General features: G+C 71.3%; 22 protein-coding genes and 1 pseudogene. 10 read left to right on the top strand and 13 right to left on the bottom strand.

Features of this window, described 5'->3' with window-relative positions; translation table 11 throughout:
* The 3 genes from ACFWY6_RS13175 to ACFWY6_RS13165 form a co-directional block, all read right to left on the bottom strand.
* Nucleotides 1-416 (bottom strand): SDR family oxidoreductase (locus tag ACFWY6_RS13175; RefSeq protein ID WP_384688666.1); only part of this gene is annotated, 416 nt, incomplete at its 3' end.
* Between the two features lie 100 nt (nucleotides 417-516).
* Nucleotides 517-2,166 carry an amidohydrolase gene (locus tag ACFWY6_RS13170; protein WP_384688663.1) on the bottom strand — a complete coding sequence of 550 codons (1,650 nt, stop codon included), beginning with the start codon at nucleotides 2,164-2,166 and terminating at the stop codon, nucleotides 517-519.
* 62 nt (nucleotides 2,167-2,228) lie between these two features.
* Entirely contained in the window at nucleotides 2,229-3,647 is a 1,419-nt protein-coding gene (locus tag ACFWY6_RS13165) for a purine-cytosine permease family protein (protein WP_384688660.1), read from the bottom strand.
* Nucleotides 3,648-3,875: 228 nt separating this feature from the next.
* On the opposite strand from ACFWY6_RS13165, the gene ACFWY6_RS13160 reads away from it, so the two are divergent.
* On the top strand, nucleotides 3,876-4,445 hold the full coding sequence (locus tag ACFWY6_RS13160) for a TetR/AcrR family transcriptional regulator (protein ID WP_360777777.1): 570 nt from the start codon (nucleotides 3,876-3,878) through the stop codon (nucleotides 4,443-4,445).
* Nucleotides 4,446-4,501: 56 nt separating this feature from the next.
* Nucleotides 4,502-4,738, top strand: a complete 237-nt coding sequence (locus ACFWY6_RS13155) for a hypothetical protein (RefSeq protein ID WP_266874195.1) — start codon at nucleotides 4,502-4,504, stop codon at nucleotides 4,736-4,738.
* Between the two features lie 5 nt (nucleotides 4,739-4,743).
* Here the strand turns inward: ACFWY6_RS13155 and ACFWY6_RS13150 are convergent, their stop codons facing one another.
* The gene (locus ACFWY6_RS13150) at nucleotides 4,744-5,046 is read right to left on the bottom strand and encodes a hypothetical protein (protein WP_384688656.1); all 303 of its coding nucleotides are present in this window, start codon (nucleotides 5,044-5,046) and stop codon (nucleotides 4,744-4,746) included.
* A 227-nt stretch (nucleotides 5,047-5,273) separates the two neighbouring features.
* Nucleotides 5,274-6,752, bottom strand: coding sequence for a cytochrome P450 (locus ACFWY6_RS13145; RefSeq protein ID WP_384688652.1), 1,479 nt, complete (start codon nucleotides 6,750-6,752; stop codon nucleotides 5,274-5,276).
* A gap of 100 nt (nucleotides 6,753-6,852) precedes the next feature.
* On the opposite strand from ACFWY6_RS13145, the gene ACFWY6_RS13140 reads away from it, so the two are divergent.
* The gene (locus ACFWY6_RS13140) at nucleotides 6,853-7,461 is read left to right on the top strand and encodes a helix-turn-helix domain-containing protein (RefSeq protein WP_361828167.1); all 609 of its coding nucleotides are present in this window, start codon (nucleotides 6,853-6,855) and stop codon (nucleotides 7,459-7,461) included.
* 48 nt (nucleotides 7,462-7,509) lie between these two features.
* Nucleotides 7,510-8,089: pseudogene (locus ACFWY6_RS13135) on the top strand (DUF2867 domain-containing protein).
* 134 nt (nucleotides 8,090-8,223) lie between these two features.
* Here ACFWY6_RS13135 and ACFWY6_RS13130 read toward each other — a convergent pair.
* Entirely contained in the window at nucleotides 8,224-8,463 is a 240-nt protein-coding gene (locus tag ACFWY6_RS13130; protein ID WP_384688648.1) for a hypothetical protein, read from the bottom strand.
* A gap of 43 nt (nucleotides 8,464-8,506) precedes the next feature.
* Here ACFWY6_RS13130 and ACFWY6_RS13125 point away from each other — a divergent pair, with 43 nt between their 5' ends.
* Nucleotides 8,507-9,496: an NAD(P)H-dependent flavin oxidoreductase gene (locus ACFWY6_RS13125; RefSeq protein WP_384688645.1), complete on the top strand. Its 990-nt coding sequence runs from the start codon at nucleotides 8,507-8,509 to the stop codon at nucleotides 9,494-9,496.
* A gap of 36 nt (nucleotides 9,497-9,532) precedes the next feature.
* Here the strand turns inward: ACFWY6_RS13125 and ACFWY6_RS13120 are convergent, their stop codons facing one another.
* On the bottom strand, nucleotides 9,533-10,276 hold the full coding sequence (locus tag ACFWY6_RS13120; protein WP_384688642.1) for an AraC family transcriptional regulator: 744 nt from the start codon (nucleotides 10,274-10,276) through the stop codon (nucleotides 9,533-9,535).
* A 54-nt stretch (nucleotides 10,277-10,330) separates the two neighbouring features.
* Between ACFWY6_RS13120 and ACFWY6_RS13115 the strand changes: the two genes are divergently transcribed.
* Nucleotides 10,331-11,551, top strand: coding sequence for an MFS transporter (locus tag ACFWY6_RS13115; protein WP_384688639.1), 1,221 nt, complete (start codon nucleotides 10,331-10,333; stop codon nucleotides 11,549-11,551).
* Between the two features lie 4 nt (nucleotides 11,552-11,555).
* Here the strand turns inward: ACFWY6_RS13115 and rph are convergent, their stop codons facing one another.
* Nucleotides 11,556-14,168: a rifamycin-inactivating phosphotransferase gene (rph, locus tag ACFWY6_RS13110; protein WP_384688636.1), complete on the bottom strand. Its 2,613-nt coding sequence runs from the start codon at nucleotides 14,166-14,168 to the stop codon at nucleotides 11,556-11,558.
* Between the two features lie 162 nt (nucleotides 14,169-14,330).
* Here rph and ACFWY6_RS13105 point away from each other — a divergent pair, with 162 nt between their 5' ends.
* Entirely contained in the window at nucleotides 14,331-15,245 is a 915-nt protein-coding gene (locus ACFWY6_RS13105; RefSeq protein ID WP_384688633.1) for an alpha/beta fold hydrolase, read from the top strand.
* A 40-nt stretch (nucleotides 15,246-15,285) separates the two neighbouring features.
* Nucleotides 15,286-16,023, top strand: coding sequence for a MerR family transcriptional regulator (locus tag ACFWY6_RS13100; RefSeq protein WP_384688631.1), 738 nt, complete (start codon nucleotides 15,286-15,288; stop codon nucleotides 16,021-16,023).
* Between the two features lie 10 nt (nucleotides 16,024-16,033).
* Here ACFWY6_RS13100 and ACFWY6_RS13095 read toward each other — a convergent pair whose 3' ends face one another.
* The 4 genes from ACFWY6_RS13095 to uvrA all read right to left on the bottom strand — a co-directional run bounded on the left by ACFWY6_RS13095 (nucleotide 16,034) and on the right by uvrA (nucleotide 21,250).
* Nucleotides 16,034-16,468, bottom strand: a complete 435-nt coding sequence (locus ACFWY6_RS13095) for a hypothetical protein (RefSeq protein ID WP_384688629.1) — start codon at nucleotides 16,466-16,468, stop codon at nucleotides 16,034-16,036.
* Nucleotides 16,469-16,473: 5 nt separating this feature from the next.
* Nucleotides 16,474-17,061, bottom strand: coding sequence for a hypothetical protein (locus ACFWY6_RS13090; RefSeq protein ID WP_384688626.1), 588 nt, complete (start codon nucleotides 17,059-17,061; stop codon nucleotides 16,474-16,476).
* Nucleotides 17,062-17,260: 199 nt separating this feature from the next.
* Complete coding sequence (locus ACFWY6_RS13085) at nucleotides 17,261-18,520, bottom strand: helix-turn-helix domain-containing protein (RefSeq protein ID WP_384688623.1); 1,260 nt, start codon at nucleotides 18,518-18,520, stop codon at nucleotides 17,261-17,263.
* A 174-nt stretch (nucleotides 18,521-18,694) separates the two neighbouring features.
* Nucleotides 18,695-21,250 (bottom strand): excinuclease ABC subunit UvrA, encoded by a 2,556-nt coding sequence (gene uvrA / locus ACFWY6_RS13080; RefSeq protein ID WP_384688620.1) that lies wholly within the window; start codon nucleotides 21,248-21,250, stop codon nucleotides 18,695-18,697.
* 128 nt (nucleotides 21,251-21,378) lie between these two features.
* On the opposite strand from uvrA, the gene ACFWY6_RS13075 reads away from it, so the two are divergent.
* Together ACFWY6_RS13075 and ACFWY6_RS13070 are read left to right on the top strand one after the other, a co-directional pair.
* Nucleotides 21,379-22,128, top strand: coding sequence for a MerR family transcriptional regulator (locus ACFWY6_RS13075; RefSeq protein ID WP_384688617.1), 750 nt, complete (start codon nucleotides 21,379-21,381; stop codon nucleotides 22,126-22,128).
* Nucleotides 22,129-22,135: 7 nt separating this feature from the next.
* The gene (locus ACFWY6_RS13070) at nucleotides 22,136-22,816 is read left to right on the top strand and encodes a formylglycine-generating enzyme family protein (protein ID WP_384688614.1); all 681 of its coding nucleotides are present in this window, start codon (nucleotides 22,136-22,138) and stop codon (nucleotides 22,814-22,816) included.
* A gap of 15 nt (nucleotides 22,817-22,831) precedes the next feature.
* Here ACFWY6_RS13070 and ACFWY6_RS13065 read toward each other — a convergent pair whose 3' ends face one another.
* Complete coding sequence (locus tag ACFWY6_RS13065) at nucleotides 22,832-23,716, bottom strand: alpha/beta fold hydrolase (RefSeq protein ID WP_384688611.1); 885 nt, start codon at nucleotides 23,714-23,716, stop codon at nucleotides 22,832-22,834.
* Between the last annotated feature and the right edge of the window lie 13 nt (nucleotides 23,717-23,729).

Below are 23,729 nucleotides of genomic sequence, written 5' to 3'. Positions count from 1 at the left end.
TGCGCTGCGACCGCTCGGCGGGCGCGGCCCGCCCCCCCCCCCCCGGCCCGGGGGGTGAGGAACTGCGAGCGCATCGCGTTCGCGATCGGCCGGAGGAAGTCGCGCACGGCGATCTCGGCCAGCGGCTGGTGCACATCGCCGTACCCGATGGCGTTGAACGAGATGTCGATGCGCCCCTCGCGCGCGGCGATGCCGTCGACGTAGCTGTCCACGGCCTGCTCGTCCAGGGCGTCGACGACGCCGGTCTCCGCCACGCCGCCCTGCGCGCGGATCGCGTCGGCGACCGCGTCGAGTGTCTTGCCGGTGCGTCCTGCGAGGTGGACCCGCGCGCCCTCGCGGGCGAAGGCGCGCGCCACCGCGCCGCCGATCGGCCCTCCGGCCCCGTACAGCACGGCCACCTTGTTCTCCAGCAGCATGTCCCGGTCCTTCCTCGTGGTGCGAGTCCGGTGCGGCCCGGATCTCGGAAGGTACGTCGGGACGGGCCGCCGGATTTCGACATCCGGCGGCGCGTCGCTGCTACCGCACCTCTTCACCGCCCACCACGACCAGCTCCGCACGCGTGCCGGGAATGTCCTCGGGGCGTACGCGCAGGATGTCGCGGGACAGGACGACGAAGTCGGCGAGCTTGCCGACGGTCAGGGAGCCGCGGTCGGCCTCCAGGAAGTTGGCGTACGCGGACCCCATCGTGTAGCCGTGGATCGCGGTCTCCACGTCCAGCGTCTCGCCCGGCTGCCAGGCGTCGCCGCCGCCGAGGGGGCGGCGGGTCAGGGCCGTGTAGATGCCGGCCATCGGGTCCATCTCGGCGACGTTCCAGTCGCTGGAGAGGGCGAGCACCGCACCCGCCTCGTGCAGGCTGCGCATCGGCCAGGCCTTGTGCCAGCGCTCGGCACCGACGTTCTCGGCCCAGTCCTTGCCGGGCCCCGCGATCTCGGGGGCGCAGTGGCGCGGCTGCATACAGGCGACGACACCGAGCTCGGCGAAGCGCGGCGTGTCGGCGGGGTCCAGGCACTCGACGTGGACGACCTGGTGGCGGGCGTCGCGCGGGCCGTTGAGGGAGCGGGCGTGCTCGACGGCGTCCAGGACGGTGCGGATGCCGCGGTCGCCCGTGGCGTGCACGAAGCACTGGAAGCCGCGGGCGTCCAGCTTGGCGAGCAGCTCCGCGAACTCGTGCGGGGGATAGAACGTGTCGCCCCGGTGGTGCCCGCACCCGGCGTACGGCTCAAGGAGAGCGGCCGTGCGCGGCTCGACGACATCGTCGATGTACAGCTTGAGCGGGCCGACCCGCAGCCGGTCGTCGGCGAAGTCCCGCGCGGCCGCGGCGAAGTCGTCCAGGTCCGCGTCGGTCGTCCCGCGCGGATGGAAGAGCGCGGCGACGATGCGCGAACGCAGCCGCCCTTCCGACCGGGCGCGGCTGAAGAGCGCCAGGTCGTCCAGTGAGTTCTGCGGCTCGACGACCGTGGTGATGCCGTACCCGATCGCGTCGTCCAGGCTCTTGGCCAGACGGCCGTACTGCCGGTCGGGCGAGGCCCACGGCACGCCGAGCTCGTTCAGCGCCCGGTGGCCGTCGCGGGAGAGCCCCTTCACCGCGAAGTCCTTGATGAAACCGGTGGGTTCGCCGGTCTCCGGGTCGGTCTCGGCGCGGCCGAACGCCAGCGACGTACGGTCGCGGTCCACGCCGAGGCGGCGCAGCGCGGCCGTGTTGAGCCAGGCGGTGTGCACGTCGTAGCTGAGGACGAAGGCCGGGGTGTCCCCGGTGACGGGGTCGAGATCGGCGGCGTTCGGCATGCGGCCGCCGGGGATCGCCGAGTAGTCGAAGGCCTCGGCCTCGATCCAGCCGGCGTCCGGGTGCTGGTCGCGCCAGGCGCGGATGCGGTCGTGGATCTCGGCGAGGGTGCGGGCCCCGGCGAGCTGTACGCAGGCGTCGTCGGAGCCGAGGCGTACGTGGTTGTGGGCGTCGATGAAGCCCGGCAGGACAAGACGTCCGCGCCCGTCGACGACCCGGGTGGCATCGCCGGTCCAGGAGTCCGCGTCCCCGTCGGGGCCGAGCCACACGATGCGCCCGTCCCGCACGGCGAGGGCCTCTGCCGACGGGAGGTCCGGGTCGACGGTGTGGATACGGGCGTTGCGCAGGACGAGGTCGGCGGGGCCGGGGACGGTGCTGGTCATGAGGGGTGAACTCCTGGGGTGGTGCGGATGGTGGTGCGTGTCGTGCGCCGGCAAGGGGTGCTTCAGGCCGAAGTGGAGGCGGGAGCCGGGGCGGCGGCGGGGATACCGCGGCGGGCGAGCGCCCAGTACACGAGCCCGGCGACCACCGAGCCGATGAGCGTGAGGTCGCCGCCGCCGAGCGGTGCGACCAGGGGTCCTGTCCACAGCTCGGAGTCGCAGGTCAGCGCGGCGAAGGCCATGCCGGCGACGAGGGCGGCCATCCCGGCGGGGTGGAATCCGGCCCGGTACCAGTACGCCCCGTCGCGCCCGGTGGTGTGCAGCGCGCCCGTGTCGTAGCGGCAGCGCCGCAACAGCATGTCGGCGAGGAACACCCCGCCCCACGGCGCGAACACGATGATCAGCAGGGAGAGGAAGCTGAGCAGTGACTCGGTGAAGTCGGTAAGGAAGAGCGCGCCGAGCGAGCCGAGCGCCGTGACGACGATGCTGATGACGATGGCCTTCGCGCGGCTCCAGGGGATGCCGAGCACCTGCAGGTTGAGGCTGGAGGAGTAGAGCGTGAGGATCGAGTTGGTGACCGAGCCGCCGAGCACGAGCAGCAGGAACACCGCCTGGAACCAGCCCGGGAGCAGCTTCTCCACGCCCGCGACCGCGTCCGTCATGTCGGCCTGCGTGGCGGCCGCGACCCCCGCGACGCCGAGCGCGACGGAGGAGACGAAGCCGCCGAGCGCGCCGGTGAGGGTGATGGAGCGCAGCGAGGTGTCCCGGGGCAGATAGCGGGTGTAGTCGGCGGGCATCGGCAGATACGAGAACGGCCCGGCCAGCATGACGACGAACGCCCAGGTCCAGCCGGAGAAGCCCGCGCCGCCGCCCGATGCGGCGCCGAAGTCGGCGTCGGGCAGCACGAAGAGCAGCAGCACCCCGAATCCGGCGGCCAGGACGTACGCCATCCAGCGTTCGGCGAGCTGCACGGTCGCGTGCCCCCACATGGCCACCGCGAAGGTCATCACGAGGGTCACCGCGAGCGCGAGGCCACGCGCCGCGTCCCCGCCGCCCGTCCAGCCGAGGTCGGTGAAGAGGGCCTCAAGGGCGAGCGTGCCGACCACGGTGTTCACGATGGTGTAGCCGATGGAGACGACCCAGTTGAGCAGCCCGGCGGGCCAGTTCCCGAGGACTCCGAAGGCCGCCCGGGAGATGACCAGGGTCGCGGTGCCGGTGCGGATGCCGCTGAGGCCCGCCGCGCTGATGACGAAGAACGCGAGACCGCCGATCACGACCACGGCGGTGGCCTGCCAGAAACTGAGGCCGAAGCTGACGGCGAGGGCGCCGTTGATGACGTACGTGAAGGTCAGATTGGAGCCGAACCAGAGCCAGAACAGATCCTTGGCGCTGCCGTGCCGGTCGGCGTCGGGGATCGGGTCGATGCCGTGGGTCTCGACGCGGAACACCTCGTCGCTGGTGACTCCCGTTGCCTGTCTTGCCATGCGGGCACCTCGCTCTCCGGCACCCAGACTTTGAATGCCGTTCTATAACTTTGAATGGCATTCAAAATGAGGCACGGGTCAGGGAGACGTCAAGACCCTGCGCGAAATCGACGGGGAACGGCCCGGATAGGCTCCCCGGCTAGGCTCGAGGACGTGGAGCGGGACGCGGGAACCGGAACGGGAGCAGGCGTGGCACGACGGCGGGACGGGCAGGTCGCGCGGGACCGGATGCTCGAGGAGGCGATGACGGCGATCGCCGAGAACGGCCTCGCGGCGCTCACCATGTCCGCGCTTGCCGACCGCCTGGGCACCAGCGGCGGGCACATCCTGTACTACTTCGGCAGCAAGGACCGCCTGCTCCTCGAGGCGCTGCGCTGGAGCGAGGCGGCGCTCGCCGAGGAACGCCGTGCGCTGCTCGCGGGCCGGACGGCACCGGCCCGCAAACTCGACCGCTTCCTGCGGATGTACCTGCCCGCGGGGCCGCGCGACCCCCGCTGGATGCTGTGGATCGAGCTGTGGGCGCGCGCCGGTGCGAACGAACCGCTCCGCACGGCGCAGGACGAACTGGACCACGGCTGGCAGCAGGACCTGGAGGCGCTGCTCACCCAGGGCGCGGAGCGGGGCGTCCTCACGGTGGACGACGCCGCGGGCCGTGCCGGTGAACTCCTCGCGCTGCTCGACGGCCTGAGCACCCGTGTCGTCCTGGGTCAGCGCGGCGCGGACCGTGGGGGCGCGCTCGCCTCGGCGCGCTCGGCGGCCGAGCGGCTGATCGGGCGGCCCGAGCCCACGGGTGCGTAGCCCGAGCGGCCGAATGGGCAGGTCATGACCGGGCCGGAGCGTGGCAGTCTCCAGGCATGACCGAAAGCGCGAACCTCCATGTGGCCCATCCTCGGATCACGGTCCTTGGCGTCAATCCCGGCCGGCCCCCCTTCCGCATCGTGGAGATCGACGGCGAGGTGGTCGGCGAGGCCACGGGGCTCGTCGACGTACTGGAGGTCGCCGCCCGGGCGGGCGTCGTCGTGCACGACGCGGATGATCCGGAGGTCGTGCACTGGGTGGGCGGCGACAAGTTCAAGTGGAAGCCGAGCTGACAGGGTCAAGTGGAGGCAGAGCTGGAGACGGCCGACCCGGTGACGGGGGAGCCGGGGACAGTGGAGCCGTCGTCCCCGGACCGCGTGCGAGGGTGCGGATCGAGGTCGTAGATCCTTGCGAGCAGCTCTGCCTCGTTGCCCGTCAGGCCCGCGCGGCGCAGCGCCTCGTCGGCCTCCGCCATCGGTCCGGCGAGCAGCGAGGCCGCGGCGGCCGTGGGGACGGGACCCGTCAGGGCCGCACGTGCGGTGTGCAGCAGCCGCAAGCAGGCCTGGGCGGCGGCCAGTTCCGGGGTCGGCGTGCTGGTCATGGCAGAGCTCCTTAGCGCGGGTCGGTCCGGCCGGCGGTGGCACCGGTGGACCTTCCACTCTTGCGCATGGGTCTGACAATCGCGGTTCTAGGCGGTCGTGCCGAAGTCCGCTGCGGGTCAGCAGCGCCCCGAAAGGGGCGCGGGGCTGTGACATGTGCGGCTCCGCCGCGTGGGCGCGACCAGCCACGACGAACCCGCAGACGCATGCCGCACCCCCCGCGGAGCGCTCACGCGGCCCCGCCCCGGCGGCTGAGCCGCAGCGTGAGCCCGTCCGGCATGAGTGTCAGACGCTCGGCGACCCGCAGCCGGTAGCCCGGATCGGGGTGCAGGTCGTAGCGGCGCAGCAGCAGACCGAGGATCAACGTGGCCTCGTGCAGCGCGAACTGACGGCCGATGCAGGCACGGGCGCCGGTGCCGAACGGCTTGAAGACATGGGCGGGCCGGGCCCGGACGGCGGATGGCGCGAACCGGTCCGGATCGAAGGTCTCGGGGTGCTCGCCCCACGCCTTCGGGTCACGGTGCAGCAGCGTCGCAAGGACCAGCGCCCAGGCCCCCTCGCGCATCGGATGTGCGCCGCCGAGCGTCGTGTCCTGCCGGGCCTGGCGGGAGAAGCCGGGGGCGGTGGGCCACAGCCGCAGCGACTCGTCGAGGACGCGGCGCAGATAGCGCAGCTTGGCGACCTGCTCGTACGCGGGTTCCGCCACGTCACCCCAGATCTCGTCGACCTCGGCCTGTGCGCGGGCCAGGACCTCGGGGGAGCGCGACAGGTAGTGCAGCGCGAACGACAGGGCGCCCGACGTCGTTTCGTGCCCGGCGACCAGGAAGGTGATGACCTGGCGGCGGATGTTCTCGGCGGAAAGACGCTCGCCGGTCTCGGGGTGGGCGACCTCCAGCATCCGGTCGAGCAGATCGCCGGTGCCCTGGCCGGGCGCCGCGCGCCGTGCCGCGACGACGTCGTCGACGGTGCGGTTGAGATAGGCCATGTCGGCCGTGTTGCGCCGCGTCGCACCGCGCAGCACCAGCGGGGCGAGCGCGGGCGGCACGACATTGCGGCGCTGGGCGTAGGACAGCGTGCCGACCATCGCCGTCACGAACGGATGCGGCCGGGACCGCTCGAAGGACCCGAAGTCGTGCCCGAACCCGGTGCGGGAGATCGTCTCCAGGGTCAGCTTCGTCATGTCGCCCGGCACGTCCACGGACCGGCCCGCCGCCTCGCGCTCGTCCCAGCGGGCCGTCAACTGCCGGGCGACGTCCAGCATCAGCGGGTGGTAGCCCGCCATCGCGTCACGGCTGAACCCCGGCGCGAGGACGTCGTGCGCCAGCTGCCAGTTGGGCTCGTGGTTGTAGGCGGTGAACAGGCCGTCCCCGGCGAGCGGCCGCAGATTGGCGACGCCGAGCCCGACATGCTTGGCGAACCGTGACTCGTCGGCCAGCTCCGCCGCGAGCTCGGCACCCCAGACGAAGACGATCTCCTTGCCGAAGGCCTTGCGGCGGAAGATCGGCCCCAGGGCCCGCCCGATCCGCATCGAATCCTGCACGGGCGTACGCACGTTGGCGCCGAGGACATCGCCGATCAGGGGCACGCGGCGCGGCGGATGCGGAACGAGGTCGAGCCGCGGCCACCCGAGCTCGGCACTGCGGAACCCCTTCGGCATGGGGGCACCCGCCGGCTCCGCCACCTGAGACAACTGCGCCATGAGTGCCATCTCCCTTGTGCCACGCGCTCGTCGAGCCTGTTGTACGCGGATTCAATAAGGCGTTTCAGTCTGGTCCCCTTATTGAATCCACGTCAAGTAAGGTGCTCCCATGGCCGCGAAACCGCAGGAACGCACGCGCCGCAGACTCAGTACCGAGGAGCGGCGCGAGCAACTGCTCACGGCGGGGGCGCGGCTCTTCGCGGAGAATCCGTACGACGACGTATGGGTCGAGCGGGTGGCGGAGATCGCCGGTGTCTCACGCGGCCTGCTGTACCACTACTTCCCGACCAAGAGCGACTTCTTCGCCGCCGTCGTGCAGCGCGAGAGCCGGCGCATGCTGCGGCTGACGGCAGCGGTGCCGGGGATCCCGGTCCGCGAGCAGGTCACCACGGGCCTCGACACGTTTCTTTCGTACGTGGAGGCGCATGCGGAGGGCTTCCGCGCCTTCCACCGGGCGCAGGCGACGGGCGACCCGACCGCGCGCAAGGTCTACCGCGAGAGCCTCGCGGCGCAGGAACACCAGATCCTTGAGGCCCTGGCCGCGGACCCCGAAGCGGCGGCCACCGCACACGACTTGCCCACGCTGCGCCTGGCCGTGCGCGGCTGGCTCGCGTTCATGGTGGCCGTCTGCCTCGAGTGGCTCGAGGAGCCGGAACTGCCCAGGGAACAGGTGCGGGACCTCTGCGCGAGAGCGCTCCTGGGCGCGATCTCGCCCTGAGGCTTAACGTACGTACACGTGCTCGGTCCACCACCCGGAGGTACCCGGATGAGACTGCCGAAGGCCGCACACACCGAACGCCCCTGGCGGATCCACGAACTCACCCGTGACTTCCAGGTCGAGGACGTGTGGGCGCTGCCCACGCCCGGCGGCCCCGACGACTTCCCCCGCCTGGTCTCACAGACCGTCTCCGGGAACTTCCCCGACGGCGCCCCGCTCGCCGCGCGCGTGCTCTGGGCGGCCCGGTGGAAGATCGGGAAGGTGCTCGGCTGGGACCGCCCGAAGTCCGGCATCGGCACCCGGGTGGCCTCGCTGCGCAACCGCCTGCCCAAGGACCTGCGGGACGCCCCGACAGGGCCGGTAGTTCGCCTCGCTGCCGTTCACCCCGCTGTACCTGCTGGCGGACGAGTGGGCGGCGGAGCTGGCCAACGGGACCGTGCACACCGTGCTGCACATGAGCTGGGTCCCGGACGGGTCCGGCGGCCACCGGGGCCAGATGGCGGTCCTGGTGAAGCCCAACGGCCTGTTCGGCGCCGCCTACATGGCCGCGATCAAACCCTTCCGGTACCTGATCGTGTACCCGGCACTGATGCGGAAGATCGAACGGGAGTGGCGTACGGGGTCGTGAGCGGACCGATGGACGGTGGTGTCAGCCGGGTCAGCGGGCCAGGTGGGTGCGCAGGAGGCCGGCCACCTCGTGGGCGGCCTCCTCCGGAATCCAGTGTCCGACTCCGGTCAGGGTGTGCACGGTGTACGGGCCGGTCACGAACCTGCGGGTGAGTCGGCGCCGGTACGGCCGAGCGCGGGGTCGCTGTCGCCCGGGACGCACAGGGTCGGGACGGTGACCTCGGCCAGGCGGCCCGGCGGATTGAACGGCATGGCCCGGTACCAGTGCAGGCGCCGGGGTGAGCGCGCCCGAGTTGAGCAGGAAGCCCGCGTCCCAACCACGTCGTCGACCTGTTCGGCCTGGGGGTCCTCGCGCCGGACAGCGGTCTGCGCCAAGGGACTTGAACCTGTCCGCCGGGACGGGAGCCATGATGGGGCCATGGCGTTGTCGACGGAGTTGACGGAGTTGTTGGGCGTACGGCACCCGATCGTGCTGGCGCCGATGGGCGGTTCGGCCGGCGGCGCGCTGGCCGCAGCCGTCTCCCGGGCGGGCGGGCTCGGGATGGTGGGCGGTGGCCATGGGGAACGGCCCTGGCTGGAGCGCGAGTTGGCGATCGTCGCGGAGGGAACTGCCGAACCGTGGGGAGTCGGCTTTCTGACCTGGGGGACCGAAGTCGACGCGGTGGAGCGCGCGCTGGAGTTCCGTCCCGCCGCGGTGATGTTGTCCTTCGGCGACCCGGGCCCGTTCGTCGACCGGATCCGCCGGTCCGACGCGGTACTGATGGTTCAGGTCACCGACCTCGATGAGGCGAGGCGAGCCGTGGAGGTGGGGGCCGATGTGATCGTGGCCCAGGGGACCGAGAGCGGTGGGCACGGTGCGCGGCACGGGCGGTCCACGTTGCCGTTCGTGCCGCTCGTGGTGGATCTCGCGGCGCCCGTACCGGTGCTGGCGGCAGGCGGGATCGCCGATGGCCGGGGCGTGGCCGCGGCGCTCGCCCTGGGCGCGGCCGGAGCGCTCATCGGCACACGTTTCCAGGCCACCACCGAGGCCCTTGTCGCCCCCTCGATCCGTACGGCGATCATCGAAGGCCGAGGCCAGGACACCGAGCGCAACGGCGTGTTGGACATCGCCCGCGGCGCGGGCTGGTCGACGGACCGGTACACCGCCCGCGTACTGAGCCACCCTTATCTCGACCGGTGGCGCGGCCGGGAGGCCGAGCTGGCCGGTGACGCGAAGGCGCGCCAGGAGTACCAGGACGACGTGGCACGAGGGGCGATTCCACCCCTGCCGGTCTGGGCGGGCGAGGCCGTCGACCTCATCACCGATGTGCCGTCCGCGGCCGACCTCGTGACCGACCTGGCTGCCCAGGCCGAGGACGCGCTGGCCCGTGCGGGAAGGCATCACCGGAACGACCGGCCACGGGGTTAGGGGACTTCGGCATCCGGCGAAACGGAATCTGTCCGGCTAGCGGTGCCGATGTGCTCCTGGAGTGTGCCCGAAGACACGGCGGAAGGCATCGATGAACGCGCTGGCGGACGACCAGCCGCACCTGTGTGCCACGGTGGTCACCGGGAGGTTCTCGGCGAGCAGGACCAAGGCGTGGTACAGGCGCAGTTGGGTGCGCCACTGCGGGAAGGTCATGCCGAGATCGGCCTTGAAGAGGCGGGAGAGCGTGCGGTCGCCGGCGCCGACCTCCCTGCCCAGTGCGGCCAGGGTGCGGTCGTCGGCCGGATTCATGCGCAGGATCTCGCACACCGCCTTCAGCTGAGGGGCGGTCGGGTTGGGCAGGTGCAGGGGCTGCTGGGGCGAGGCCCGCAACTGATCGAGCAACACGGCCCGCAGCCGCCCACGTTCGGGCCCGTCGTCGTGCGGGGTGCGCGTGTAGGCGAGGATCAGTTCACGAAGGAGGGGGCCGACTGCCAGCACGGTCGGCTCGTCCAGGCCGAGCGGGTTGTCACTCGCGGGCAGACCCACCAGGTGCAGCGCGAGTTCGCCGTGGGCCTGGTGAGCATGCACGGTGCCGGCCGGTACCCAGATGGCGCGCGTACCCGGCGCGATCCACGAGCCCGTGCTGGTCGTCACGGCCAGCACGCCCCGGCCCGCGTAGACGATCTGGTGGTCGTCGTGGCGGTGGGCGTCTATGGCGGCCCCCGGGGCCAGCCACTGGGTGCGGGTCGGCGCTACCGGCTCGTGGCGGATTTCCGTCATTGATCGGCAGTTTATCGGAAGCGCGACACGTTGCTCGGCGATGACCATGGCGATGTGCCAAGGAACAGATCCATCATCATGCTGTCGGTCGGCCACGCCTGCGTCGACGTCTACCAAGGCGCTGTCGCGTCGCTCGTCCCGTTCTTCGTCGCCGAGCGCGCTTACAGCTACGCCGCGGTCTCGGGCGTCGTGCTCACCGCGTCTCTGCTGTCCTCGGTCGCGCAACCGGTGTTCGGCGCGCTCACCGACCGCTGGGCCATGCCCTGGCTCCTGCCGGTGAGTACGATCCTCGGCGGACTGGGCATCGCCTTGAGCGGGTTGAGTGGTTCATACGCTCTGACGCTGGCGTTCGTGGCGGTGTCCGGTGTCGGGGTCGCCGCCTACCATCCCGAGTCCGCCCGCGTCGCGCGGCTCGTCAGCGAGGGCAGCCACAGCGCGATGGGCTGGTTCTCCCTGGGGGGCAACCTCGGCTTCGCCGCCGCGCCGCTCATGGTCACCGCCGTCGTCGCCTCCGGCGGTCTGCGCCTGTCGCCGCTGCTTGTGCTGCCGGCCCTCGCCGGCAGCGTGCTGTGCCTGCCTGTCCTGCGCGCACTGGAGAAGACCGTACGCGGCGGCTCCGGCACCGCGGTTGCGACGGGCGCCGACGACAGGGCGTCGTTCGTGAAGCTGTCGCTGGCCGTGGTCTGCCGGTCCGTCGTCTTCATCGGCCTGAGCACGTTCATCTCGCTCTACGCCAAGCAGCGTCTGGGAGGCGGTACGGCAGCGGGCACCGCGGCGCTGGTCGTGCTCTATCTCGGCGGCGCGGTCGGCTCCGTGCTGGGCGGCAACCTGGCCAACCGCTGGGACCGGGTCACTGTCGCCCGCTGGTCGTACCTCCTCACGATCGCCGCCGTCGCGGGGATCGTGTTCATCCCCGGCCCGGCGATCTACGTGTTCGTGGCGCTGACCTCCGCCGGCCTGTACGTCCCCTTCTCACTGCAGGTCACCCTCGGCCAGGACTACCTGCCCACACGCGTCGGCACCGCCAGTGGTATCACCCTCGGGCTGACCGTCAGCGTCGGCGGCCTGGTCAGCCCTCTCATCGGCAGCGTCGCCGACGCGACCTCCCTGCGTACCGCTCTGACACCACTGATCCTGATGCCCGCCCTGAGCTGGCTGTTGTTCCGCACACTGCCCGAACCCACCGCGCCGAAGCCCACGGCGGCGGCGGAACGGACCGGAGACGACACGGATGCCGGGGCAACCCCCGCATGCCCGGCCAACTCCTCGGCGTAGTCGGTCAAGCCACGATCTCGACGTACCCGTCGGTTCCGTGCACACGGATCCGCTGCCCGTCCCGGATCAGCCGGGTGGCCTGCTCCACGCCCACGACCGCCGGCAGACCGTACTCCCGGGCGATCACCGCGCCATGGGTCATCAGGCCGCCCACCTCCGTCACCAGGCCCGAGACTCCGACGAACAGCGGCGACCAGCTGGGGTCCGTGTAAGGCGTGACCAGGATGTCGCCCGCTTCGAGATCGGCGTCCGCCATGTCCAGGATGACGCGGGCCCGTCCCTCGACGGTCCCGGCGGAAACCGGCAGGCCGATCAGGGCGCCGGCCGGCACGTCGTCGCGCCGGTACGCCCCGGTGACGGCCTCACCGTCCGAGGTGAGCACCCGGGGCGGGGTGAGCGCGTGATACGACCTGAACGCCTCCTTGCGCTCCTTGATGAGCCGGTCATCCACCTGGTCCTGGTTCGAGCGCACGACGTCGTGGAGTTCCTGGAACGTGAGGTAGAAGCTGTCCTCCTTCTCGGAGAGCACGCCTGCCTGCACGAGCCGCTCGGCCTCCTCCAACAGGGCCTGCTTGTAGAGGAAGTAGCGGCTGACGATGCCGTACTTCGGGTACTCCCGGTACCCGATGAAGTTCCGGACCCGGTCGATCATCCGCTTGGTCTCGTCGGCCTTCTGCTCCCCGTCCGGCAGGGCCCGCAGGCGGGACAGCACGTCCTGTTCCTTCTGCAGCGCCCTCTGCTGTCCTTGCTCGAACCGCCGCTGGGCGGCGCCCGGTTCGAAGTTCCTGACGTTGTCGAGGATTACGGGAACGAGCGTGGTGGGGCGTTCGCGCCAGCGCGGCCTCGTGATGTCGATCTCGCCGACGCAGCGCATGCCGTACCGGTCGAGGTAGGACTCGATGGCGTCGCGCGCTTCGGTCCCGCCGCCCGCGAGCTTCGCCAATTCGTCCAGGAAGCCTTCGTCCTCGACGCCCTGAAGGAAGGCCACGACCTGCGGAAGCGGTCGGATCACGTCCGCGACGTCGAGCAGCGCAAGGCCCATCTCCGACGTGACGTTGTCGGGGGCGGAGAGCGTGAGCGTGTCCGCCGCGTTCTTCTCGCCCAGCCACTCCTGCAGCTGGTCGTTGAGCCACCACGTGGCCTCCATCCCCGCCATGATCGCCTGAAAGTTCAGCGGATCACTGAGGATTCGCTTGTGCTCCTCGAAGGCCTCGAGCAGGAAGTCGAACAGCGCCGGTCCGCTCTTCGTCCGGATGTCGCGCTCCAGGGCGGCGATGGATGCCCGGCTGCGCTCGATCAGCTCGGTGACGATGGCCGGATCCGCCTCGGTCGGGGCGGGCGGGCCGCCGACCGGGGGCCCGCCAGGGCCCGCGTCAGGGAGCGTCGGGATGAAATCGTCGCGGTCGATGACGGTCTCCAGAGCGTCCCTGATCAGCGGATCGCCTCTCCCCATGACGTCCAGGAGGGCGGCGCGGCTCGCGGGCGAGGCCAGGCGCCGGGTGACGTCGACGAACAGCCTCCCTGCGGCCTCGTGCATTGGCACCATGGCCGTCAGCTGCCACATGGAGAACCCCAGGGGCTTCATGGGGTCGGTCATCATCTGCTGATGACCGACGGAGACGTACACGTGATTCTCCTGATCGCCGCCCGGGGGGACGGGGACGGGGAACAGCGTCGTGATCGGCCGACTCTGAACGATCTGGAAGCCGTCGTCGACCAGGCACCATTCGATGTCCTGCGGGCGGCCGAAGTGCGCTTCGATCCGCCGCCCGAGCTGTACGAGCCACACGACCTGGGCATCCGTCAGCGCGGGCCGCTCCTGCCGCGGCGGGTCGATCGCCACTTCCTGCGTACCGCCGGCCGGCAGGGCGCGAACGGCACGCTGCTTGGCGGCGATCGCCTTGGCGACGACCGCACCGTCCTGCACCGTGAAGACGTCCGGGTTCACCAGGCCGGAGACCAGGGCCTCGCCGAGGCCGAAGCCGGCGTCCACGGTGGCGACCTTGCGGTTGCCCGTGACGGGGTCGGCCGTGAACAGGATGCCGGACGCTTCCGGGAAGACCATCTGCTGCACGACCACGGCCATGTGGACCGCACGGTGGTCGATGCCGTTCCGCCGGCGGTAGGTCACGGCACGCTCGGTGAACAGCGAGGCCCAGCAACGGCTGACGTGCCGAAGGACCGCCGACGGCCCCACGACGTTCAGGTACGTGTCCTGCTGGCCGGCGAAGGAGGCCGTCGGCAGGTCCTCCGCCGTCGCGCTGGACCGGACGGCGCAGGCGGCCTCCTCGCCGAGCCGGCCGAGCGCTCCGGTGATCGCCGCCGCGAGATCGCCCGGGATGGCGATCCCTTCGATGGTCCGGCGAATCTGCGCGCTGAGCGTGCGGATCCCCTCCCGGTCGTCCGGGTCCAGGCGCGACAACTGATCGAGCCGCTCACCGAGCGACGGCGCTTCCGCCATGATCCGCCGGAAGGCGTCCGTCGTCACGCAGAAGCCATTCGGCACGCGGATGCCGTCGACGCGCGACAGCTCGCCCAGGTGCGCGCCCTTGCCGCCGACGACGGCGACCTGCGTCTCGTCCACCTCTTGAAGACCCAACACGTACTGCCCGATCACTGCGACACCTCCGAGGCAGCCGTGTTCCGTTGCACGGCACTGTCCGATCGAATCATCGGAGACTCCAACTCTGTCGAATACGACGACAACACACCCACGACGCGCCCTCGTCTCGCCGACGGGGTTGACCCTGCCCCTGCGTCAGGGTTGGAGCCTGGGCGCATGACGAACCACAGCACTTCCTCGGCTCGGCTTGCCCCGCCGATCGGAGGGTTTCAGGAGATCGAAGGCCGCCGCATCTTCGTGCACCGGTCGGGCAGCGGCGGACCGGCCGTCGTGTTTCTGCCGGGCGCCGGCGCGGTGGGACTGGACTACTTCGGGGTTCAGCAGGCAGTTTCGCAGTTCACCACCGCCGTTGTGTACGACCGCGGAGGCACGGGCTTCAGCGATGCCCTTGCGCTGCCGCGCACCGCCGCCGCGGTCGCCACGGAACTGCGCGACCTGCTGCGTGCCCAGCACATCGCCGCCCCCTACGTTCTGGTGCCGCACTCCCTCGGCGGCTTCTACGCGCATCGGTTCGCCCAGCTGTACCCGCAGGACGTGGCGGGCCTTGTCGCGTTGGACGCCTTCCACCGCGACTGGGACGACTTCATGCCGCCCGAGGTGTCTCTGGCCGCGGTCGAGCGGATGGCACCTGGTCGGGAGCAGCTGGAACAGATGCGCCCGGTCCTGCGCGAGATGTACGCCGAGCTGCACGCGGACGACCCGGAGCAGCTGCGGCAGACGCTGGTCGATGCCAAGGTGAGCGACGCATGGACCGACGTGGGCATCGCCGAGCGCGGCAAGCTGGCCGAACTCGCCACCGAACTGCGGGCCGGGCCGGACCTTCCCGATGTCCCGGTGGTAGCGCTCACCGTGGTCGGCACCGACCCGGGCCAGAAGGGGCTGATGTCGGAGCGGACGTTGCAAGCGATGCATGACGGCCGCACGAGAATGGACGCTGCCCTGGTGAGCGGGGTCTCGCACGGCGAACAGCGCATCCTCTCCGACACGGCCCACCACCGACTCTGCTTCGACCGCCCCGATGCCGTGACCCAGGCGATCCGCGACGTCATCGACCGCGCGGCCCGCCTCTAGAATCGGCCCGATCACATTTCACGTAGACCAGAGGAGGACGGTGCTCACGATCAGCCGGCTCGCGGCGACCGCCGGAGTGACCGTGCGCACCGTCCGCCACTATCACCACGTCGGGCTCTTGCCCGAGCCCGAGCGCGATGCCTCCGGCTACCGCCGGTACAGCGCGCAGGCGGCGGTGGATCTCATCCGGATCAGAACCCTCGCCGATGCGGGGGTGCCACTGGCCCGAATCGACGCGCTGCTGCACGCGCAGCCGACCGAATTCGCCGCGGCCGTCACCGACATCGACGCGGAACTGCGGCGCAAGATCGGCCAACTCACCGAATACCGCCGCCGGATCGCCCAACTGGACAGCGGCGAAAGGCTTGTCCTGCCCCCCGAGGTGGTCGCCGTCCTGGACCGGATGCGCGGCCTCGGGGTCAGCGAACGCAGGGTGCTGCTAGAGCGCGACGCGTGGATCCTGATGCAGGCGCTGGATCCGCACGTCATGCCGGAGCGGATACGGGACAAGAACGCGGCCTTGGACGACCCGGAGACCACGCGCCTGTTTCTCGCCTGTGATCAGGCAGCCGAATGGGATCCGTACGATCCACGCCTGGACCGGCTCATCGACGACCTGGACGCGTGGGAGATCAAACAGGAACGGGACGGCAGCCGGCCGGGGTACCTGAAGCTGGTCTCTTCCCGGATCTCCGAGGCGTCACCGGCATGGCAACGCATCGTCGACGCGCTCGACCACCGCGCCGAGCGGCGCCGCACCGCCGGGCAGGCGAGCTGAAGCAGGCGGCTCAGGACGGCAGGAATCCGGCCCGGAAGTGCGTGAACAGCGTGATGTACGACGTCGCGTCACCGTCCGCGAGGCGGCCCGCCGCCCAGAGGTAGAAGTCGTCCGCCTCCGCGTCGATCCAGTCGTACGTCGGGTCGAAAGGGCCTGAGTCCGGTGCGGGGTAGGGGAGTTCGAGGGCCGTGCCCCGGGCGTCCTCGACCGTGAAGAGGCGGGTGCCGTGCGCCTGGGTCGACTGATGGACCGTCACCGTGGCGCAGTTCCAGCGGTGTTCGCCGTGTTGCAGCCACAGGGTCTCCGCGTCGGCGTACAGCGCCGTCGCCACCTCCGCGCCCACGTGGACGAAGCCGTGGCAACGGCCGGACGCGGGGGAGAGGAGCCCCGTTCGGGGGTTCAGCTCCCACGTCCGGCCGTGGTGGTCGTAGTCCCGCAGGATCATGGAGGTCAGCCGCGCGGCGGGATGCCGAGTTCCTGGTCGACGGCGGCGCTGGTGCGGGTGGACGCCTCGACGACCTTGGCCCAGCTGCCGTACTTGGCGTACTGCTGGTCGGCGGTCGGGCCCAGCGGGTTGCCGTACTTCTCCATGTTCCGCTGCTCCAGGGCCTGCACCGCCTCGGGGGTCATCCCGGCACGGGTGATGTCCTTGGCCTGGTTGCGCATGTCGACCAGGACGCGGGCGATCTCCTCGTCGGAGCGGCCCTCCTCGTGCATGTGGTCCGCCACCGCCTCCATGGTGTCCAGGAGCTGGTGGTAGCGGAGCCGGGTCTCGCGGGCCTGCTCGCGCTCCTCCGGGCTCATCTGCCGGATGAGGCAGACCGCGGGGTCCTTGCTGGTGCAGGGTTCGTCCGCGGTGGGATGCGGGGCGAGCAGTGTGCTGACGGACGCCGCCTGCGGCACCCGGACGTCCGCGTGGGCGTGCGCCGGGGCGAGCAGGGCGGTGCTCAGCGTGGTCAGCAGGGGGAGGAGGAAGAGGGCGACGAGTCGGGGCAGGGTGGCACGGACGGGGGAAGCGGCCATGAGACGGGCACGCACGTAGGAACTCTCCTTCACCTGACGGCAGGGCAATCGGGGCGAAGGGGACGTTACGGCGAGACGTCGTAGCCGGGCGGCCGCCGCTGCCGCGCGTCCGGGTGATGGGCATGGCGTTCACCGCGACGTACCACGTACACGTGACACGCCATCAGGAACGTCACGCGCCATCAGTGGAACGTCACGCGTCGGCAGCCGAACGTCAGGCGCCGGCCGGCCGCAGGCTCAACGCGTGCAGGGCCAGCTGCATCTCGAACTGCGCGGCCGGATCGTGCAGCCGGTCGCCGAAGACCTCGTCCAGCTGCCGCAGGCGGTAGCGGACCGTCTGCGGGTGGACGGCGAGGCGGGTGGCGACCTCGCTCGCGTTGTGCCCGGACCGGAGCCAGCACAGCAGCGTCTCCGCAAGGCGTTCGCGCTGCGGCGAGCGCACTTCCCGCAGCGGCAGCAGATGCCGCTGGGCGAGCGCGTCGATCAGCGCCTCGTCGTGGAAGAGCAGCAGCGTCGCCAGATGGTCCGCGCAGTGCAGGAGGCCCGCGTGGGGCAGGATGCCGCGCCGGGAGAGCTCCAGGGCGTCGAGCGCCCAGCGCAGCGAGCGCGCCCCCTCGTGCAGCGCCACCGTGGGGCCGATCACCGCGCGCAGCCCCTGCAGCGCGGCCGCGATCGTGCGGGCACGGCCGGGTCCTTCCGGGTCGGGTACGACGAGACAGCCGGGCTGCTCGGAGAAGCGGGCGAGGAACTCCGGCGGCACGATGGGCCGGATGGTCTCGGGGGTGAGGGCGTGGTCGATGACGACGACGGCCACCTCGCGCGGGATGGGCCACTGTGCGCTCTGCGCGAGATCGGCGATGGCCTCTGCGGACGCCGGCGGATCGGCGGTGAGCAGACCGATGAGCCGGTCCCGGCGCTGCTGCAGTTCACCGGCCGCGTGCAGCCGGGCCTCGGTGTAGCCCGCGGTCGTCGCCGCGGCCATCTCGTCCAGGTGCAGGAAGAGCGCCTCGCCGAAGGCGGCGAGCACATGCCGGGGCAACAGGTCGGCGTCGACCAGGGCGTTGACCCTGCGCCACGTCACCCGCGCGCCGAGCCGCAGCGCCGACTGGAACGAGTCGAGGCTGCGCCCCTCGTCCGCCTCGCCCCTGCCGATGCTCTGATAGGTGGCCTTCACCGACTCCCAGTCGGTGTCCGGGTGGGCCATGCGGGCGAGGAATCCCTGCAGGGCCTGCTCCACACCGCGGTTCACGACGTGCATGTACGTGTTGTCCGTCGGCCGGGCGTACTCCGGTATCTCCGTACGTATGGCTTGCACCACCTCCGCGGTGATGTCGTCCAGATACGGCCGAACATGGTCGTGCAGGCCCGAGGGAAAGGCGCTGAACGCGGCGTGCGACTTCTCTGCGGGGGCGCTCAGGGGTGCCGGAGTGCCGGCCGAGGCCATGCCCGCGGGCGGCATCGATCCGTTGACCATGGAGTGCTCCCTGCGCGCGGGGGACAAAGGTTCGGTGAAGATACCGCCCGAAGGTGCGCGGAAGGCCATCGGGTGATGGACACACATGGTGCGGCCTCTTGTCACTCGGGAGACAAGAGGCCGCGACGGTGAACTCGGTCACGGCAGCGGGCAGTTGCCGGACTTCCAGGTACGTCACACCCCGTCCAGGAACGCCCCCGTCCGCGACGCGCTCACCCGCGTGAGCTCCTTCGGGGTGCCCTCGGCCACGATCTCGCCGCCCGCCGCGCCGCCCTCGGGACCCAGGTCGACGACCCAGTCGGCGGCGCGGATGACGTCGAGGTTGTGCTCGATGGTGATGACGCTGTTCCCCGCGTCGACCAGGCGTTGCAGCACGCCGAGCAGCCGTGCCGTGTCGGCGGCGTGCAGGCCGGTGCTCGGCTCGTCCAGGAGATACAGCGTGCGGCCCGTGGCGCGGCGGCCCAACTCCTTGGCCAGCTTGACGCGTTGGGCCTCGCCGCCGGACAGGGTGGTCGCGGGCTGCCCGAGCTGAAGATAGCCGAGGCCGACGTCGGACATCCGCTGGAGCCGGGTGGCCGCGCCCGGCACGGCCTCGAAGACGGCGAGCGCCTCGTCGACGGTCATCTCAAGGACCTGCGCGATGTCATGACCGCCGTACCGCGCACCGAGCACCTCGGCCCGGAAGCGGCGGCCCCGGCAGGCAGGGCAGCGCACCTCCACGTCGGGCAGGAAGTGCATCTGCACCGTGAGGACCCCCGCGCCCGCGCAGCGCTCGCAGCGGCCCCCCGCCACGTTGAAGGAGAAGTCCCCGGCGGTCAGCCCTCGTTGCCGTGCGTCGGCGCTCGCGGCGAACGCCTCGCGGATCGGCGTGAACGCGTCCGAGTACGTCGCCGCGTTCGACCGCGGCACCCGGCTGACCGCCTGCTGGTCGATGGTGACGACCTTGTCGATGTGCTCCCAGCCGTCGATCCCGTCGTGCGCGCCCGGCGCCTCGCTCGCACCGTGGAAACGCTGCCGCGCCGCACGGCCCAGAATGTCGAGGACCAGAGACGACTTGCCCGATCCCGAAGGGCCGCTCACCGCGATGAGCCGCCCCAGCGGAAGCCGCGCGGTGACGTCCCTGAGGTTGTGCGCCCGCGCCCCGCGGATCACCAACTCCTTGCCGGTGCTCGGCCGGTGGGCCGCGGGCAGCGGCATCGCTAGGCGCCCCGACAGATGGTCGCCGGTGACCGAACCAGGGGTCGCCGCCACCTCCTGCGGCGACCCCGCGGCGACGATGCGCCCGCCGTCGCGGCCCGCACCGGGCCCGACGTCGATGACATGGTCGGCCGCCCGCAGGACGTCCAGGTCGTGCTCGACGACCAGGACCGTGTTGCCCAGGTCGCGCAGCCGGCGCAGGACGCCGACCAGTCGTGCGGTGTCCGCGGGATGCAGCCCGATCGTCGGCTCGTCCAGGACGTACAGCACGCCCGTGAGCCCGGAACCGAGCAGCGAGGAAAGCCGCAGGCGCTGGGCCTCGCCCGCGGAGAGACTGGGGGTGGCCCGCTCCAGGGTCAGATAGCCGACGCCGACGTCGATCAGACGCCGCACGCGTTCCCGCAGATCGTCCACGATGGGCTCGGTGACCTGCCACGCCTCGTCGTCGGTGACATGGCCGCGCAGTGCGCCGATCCACTCGGCGAGCTCGTCGAGCGGCAGCCGTGCCGCGTCGACGATGGTGAGACCGGCGACGGTGACCTGCCGGCTCTCCGGCCGAAGCCGGGTGCCTTGGCAGTCCGGGCAGACGTCGTTGACGAGGAACTTCTCCGTCTTCTCGCGGTAGGCGGCATCATCGATGCGCTCGGCGTACCGGCGCAGCACGGCCGTCACCACGCCCTCGAAACGTCCGCGCGCCACGGTGGCCGGCGGCTCGACGCCCGGGAAGTGGCGGCGGAACGCGTCGCTTTCGACGCCGTGGAGCAGCAAGTCGCGTTGTACGTCGCCCAGTTCGCGTACGGGAGTGTCCGCGTCGAAGGTGCAGCCGTAGTGCTCCCCCGCGGCCCGCAGGACCGGGACGTTGCGCGCGGTCAGCACGGGCAGCCAGCCGAGCACGGCCCCCGCCGCGACGCTCAGCCCGTCGTCGACCAGGCGGCGCACATCGGCCTGGAACACGGTGCCGATGCCGGTGCAGGTGGCGCACGCGCCGGCGGGCTTGTTGAAGGAGAAGGTGCCCATCACCATGCCGGGGACGGCCCTCCCGCAGTGCGGGCACGGCAGGGAAGGGACTTCGCCGTCGGCGGACTCGCCTGCGGACGTCTCGTCGCCCCAGAGTTCGTCACCGTCCACGTGGTAGGCGGGCGGGACGTCCTGCCCGCACGCCGGACAGGGGCGGTGGCCGATGCGCGCCCACAGCAGACGCAGATAGGTGAAGACCTCGGTGACCGTGCCGACCGTCGACCGGGGGCTGCGGTTGGTCAGATGCTGGTCCACGCTGATCGACGGGGAGAGACCGGTGATCGAGTCGACCGCCGGCTTGCTGACGAACGTGGTGACCAGGCCGAGCGACTCCAGGTACTGCCGCTGGCCCTCCCGGTGCAGGGTGTCGAACGCGATCGTGGACTTGCCGGAGCCGGAGAGCCCGGTGAGGACGACGAGCTTGTTCTTGGGGACGGCGAGCGACACGTTCTTGAGGTTGTGCAGGCGTGCGCCCTTGATGCGGATCGAGTCGGCGTTGACGGTGCTGGCATCCATGCCTTCAAGTGTTCCATTGAAGTCCTACTTGAGACTTTTGCGGTTGGATTGCCTGTACGAGTGAGAATCCGTGCCGCTAACCTTCAACTCGGTGATGCCTCCGGGCCGCGCGAAGGAGAGGTCGATCGATGAGCCGAGCCGAAACGGCACTGCGCCCCGTCGACCTGGCGCGGGCGGCCGGAGTCTCCACCCAGCAGATCCGCAACTACGCCGACGCGGGCATCCTGCCGCCCACCCCGCGCACGCCCGCCGGATACCGCAGGTTCGACACGCGCCACCGCCGCGCCCTGCTCGCCTACCGCGCGCTCGTGCCGGGGTACGGCCTGTACACCGCCCAGGCGATCATGCGGGCCGTGCACGCCGACGACCTCCCCCTGGCCCTCACCCTCATCGACGCGGGCCATGTCGAACTGCACGAGCAGCGGCGCTCCCTCCAGGCGGCGGGCGAGGCGCTGGAAGCCGTCGCGAAGGAGACCCCGGACGACACCCCGCAGGCCTCCGACGCACCGCGCCTGCGGATCGGCGAGGTCGCCGCCCGCCTGGGCGTGCGTACTTCGGCGCTGCGGGTGTGGGAGGCCGCGGGCCTGCTGCACCCGCAGCGCGAACCGGTCACCCACTACCGCTGGTTCGGCCCCACCGACGTACGCGACGCCCGCATCGTCAGCATCCTCCGGCAGGGCCACTACCCCCTGCCCCAGATCCAGTCCGTCCTCGACGGGCTGCGCGAGACGGGCAGCCCCGACGCCCTGCGCGCGGCCATCGCGCAACGCCTCGCGGCCCTGACCGGGCGGGGGACCGCCATGCTCGCGGCATCGGGCTGCCTGCACGGCTACGTCACCGGCGAACCCCATCCGGAAGCCGAGCACGATCAGGCATGATCGGGCGATGGACGTGATCACAGGGACCGAGATGATCGACATTCCGGCGGGACGGGTGACCCTCTCCGACCGCCGGACGCGGCGCAGTTGGCCGGTCGACGTCGCGTCCTGTCGCATCGCGGCGTACCCGGTCACCCAGGCGCTGTACGCGCGGATCACCGGCCTCCGGCCCAGCACCGTAGACGGGGACCGGCTGCCGGTCGAAGGGGTCTCCTGGTGGGACGCGGTCCGGTTCTGCAACGCGCTGTCCGAGCACGACGGGTTCACGCCCGCCTACCGCATCGACGGCGAGAGCGACGGCGAAGGCATCGTGTGGGACGCGTCGGCCGACGGCTACCGACTGCCGACCGAGGCCGAGTGGGAGCACGCCTGCCGCGCCGGTACCGCCGGACCGCACTACGGGCCGCTCGACGAGATCGCCTGGTACCGCGGCAACTCGGACGAGCGGATCCATGACGTGGGCGGCCGACGGCCCAACGCGTGGGGCCTGCACGACATGCTCGGCAACGTCTGGGACTGGTGCTGGGACATCTACGACCCGGAGGTCTACGGCAGCTACCGGGTGCTGCGCGGCGGAGGCTGGTTCGACGAGCACTGGAGCTGCCGGGCCTCCGCGCGGCGGCGCAGCCACCCCAGTTACCGGGTCGATGACGTGGGCTTCCGCCTCGCGCGTTCCCTGGGGCGCTGACTGCCGCGCCGCGCCTCAGCGGTGCGCGTCGAGCACCTGCCGCAGGGTCTTTGCGAAGGGCTCCGGGGCGCCCTGCTGGCCGAACTCGCCGCCCAGGAAGCCGCCGTGGTGGCTGGGGAACATCGCGAGCTCGCTGTCGAGACCGGCGGCGATCCGGGCTGCGGCGCGGGCGGCCAACTCGCCGGCGGACTCCTGCCCGGCCGCGATGACGATCTTCGTGGACGCTGCGCGCAGAGCGGTGAAGTCGGGTTCGAAGCCGGTGCAGCCGATCATGTTCTGGCCGAGCAGCGGGTCGTCGCGCGAACCGTCGTCCTCCACCGGCAGCCCGAAGTCGGCGGGCGAGGGCGCCGGTTCGTCCGCCCAGGTGTCCGGGAACGGCCCCTTCCGGCTCGTCACCGCGAGGAACTTCGCCATCGCGGGACCCATCCCGTCGCGCAGGTACGTGGCGTGGATGTCCGCGCAGACGGCGAGCGCCGCCTCCCGGTCCGGGAGCACCTGCGCCGACGGCGGCTCGTGCGCGACCAGGGTGTGCACGAGGTGCCCGTGCCGCGCCACCAGAGCCAGCGCGTTCACGGCACCGCCGCTGCTCGCGAACATGTCCACGGCCCTCACACCGAGCGCCTCGATCACCCGCCGCAGATCATCGGCGTGCTCATCGGGTCTGGTCTCGGTCGCGCCGTCGGTGCGCGGGCTGCGGCCCGTTCCCCGAGGGTCGTACGTGACGACGGTCCGGTCGGTGAAGTGCGAGGCCAGCGTGGTGAACCCGGTGGCGTCCATGGGCGAGCCGATCAGAAACAGCACACGGTCACCGGTCGCGTCGCCGCCGATCACACCGCCATGGATGTCGTAGGTCAGCGTGGCCCCGGTCGCGGCCAGGGTGTGTGTGGTTGTCTCGGGCATTGAATTCTCCTGG

The sequence above is a fragment of the Streptomyces sp. NPDC059037 genome, from assembly GCF_042740015.1.
Classification (GTDB): Bacteria; Actinomycetota; Actinomycetes; order Streptomycetales; family Streptomycetaceae; genus Streptomyces.
Note: the sequence above shows the minus strand (reverse complement) of the source record. Positions and strands in the feature narration are given on the sequence as shown.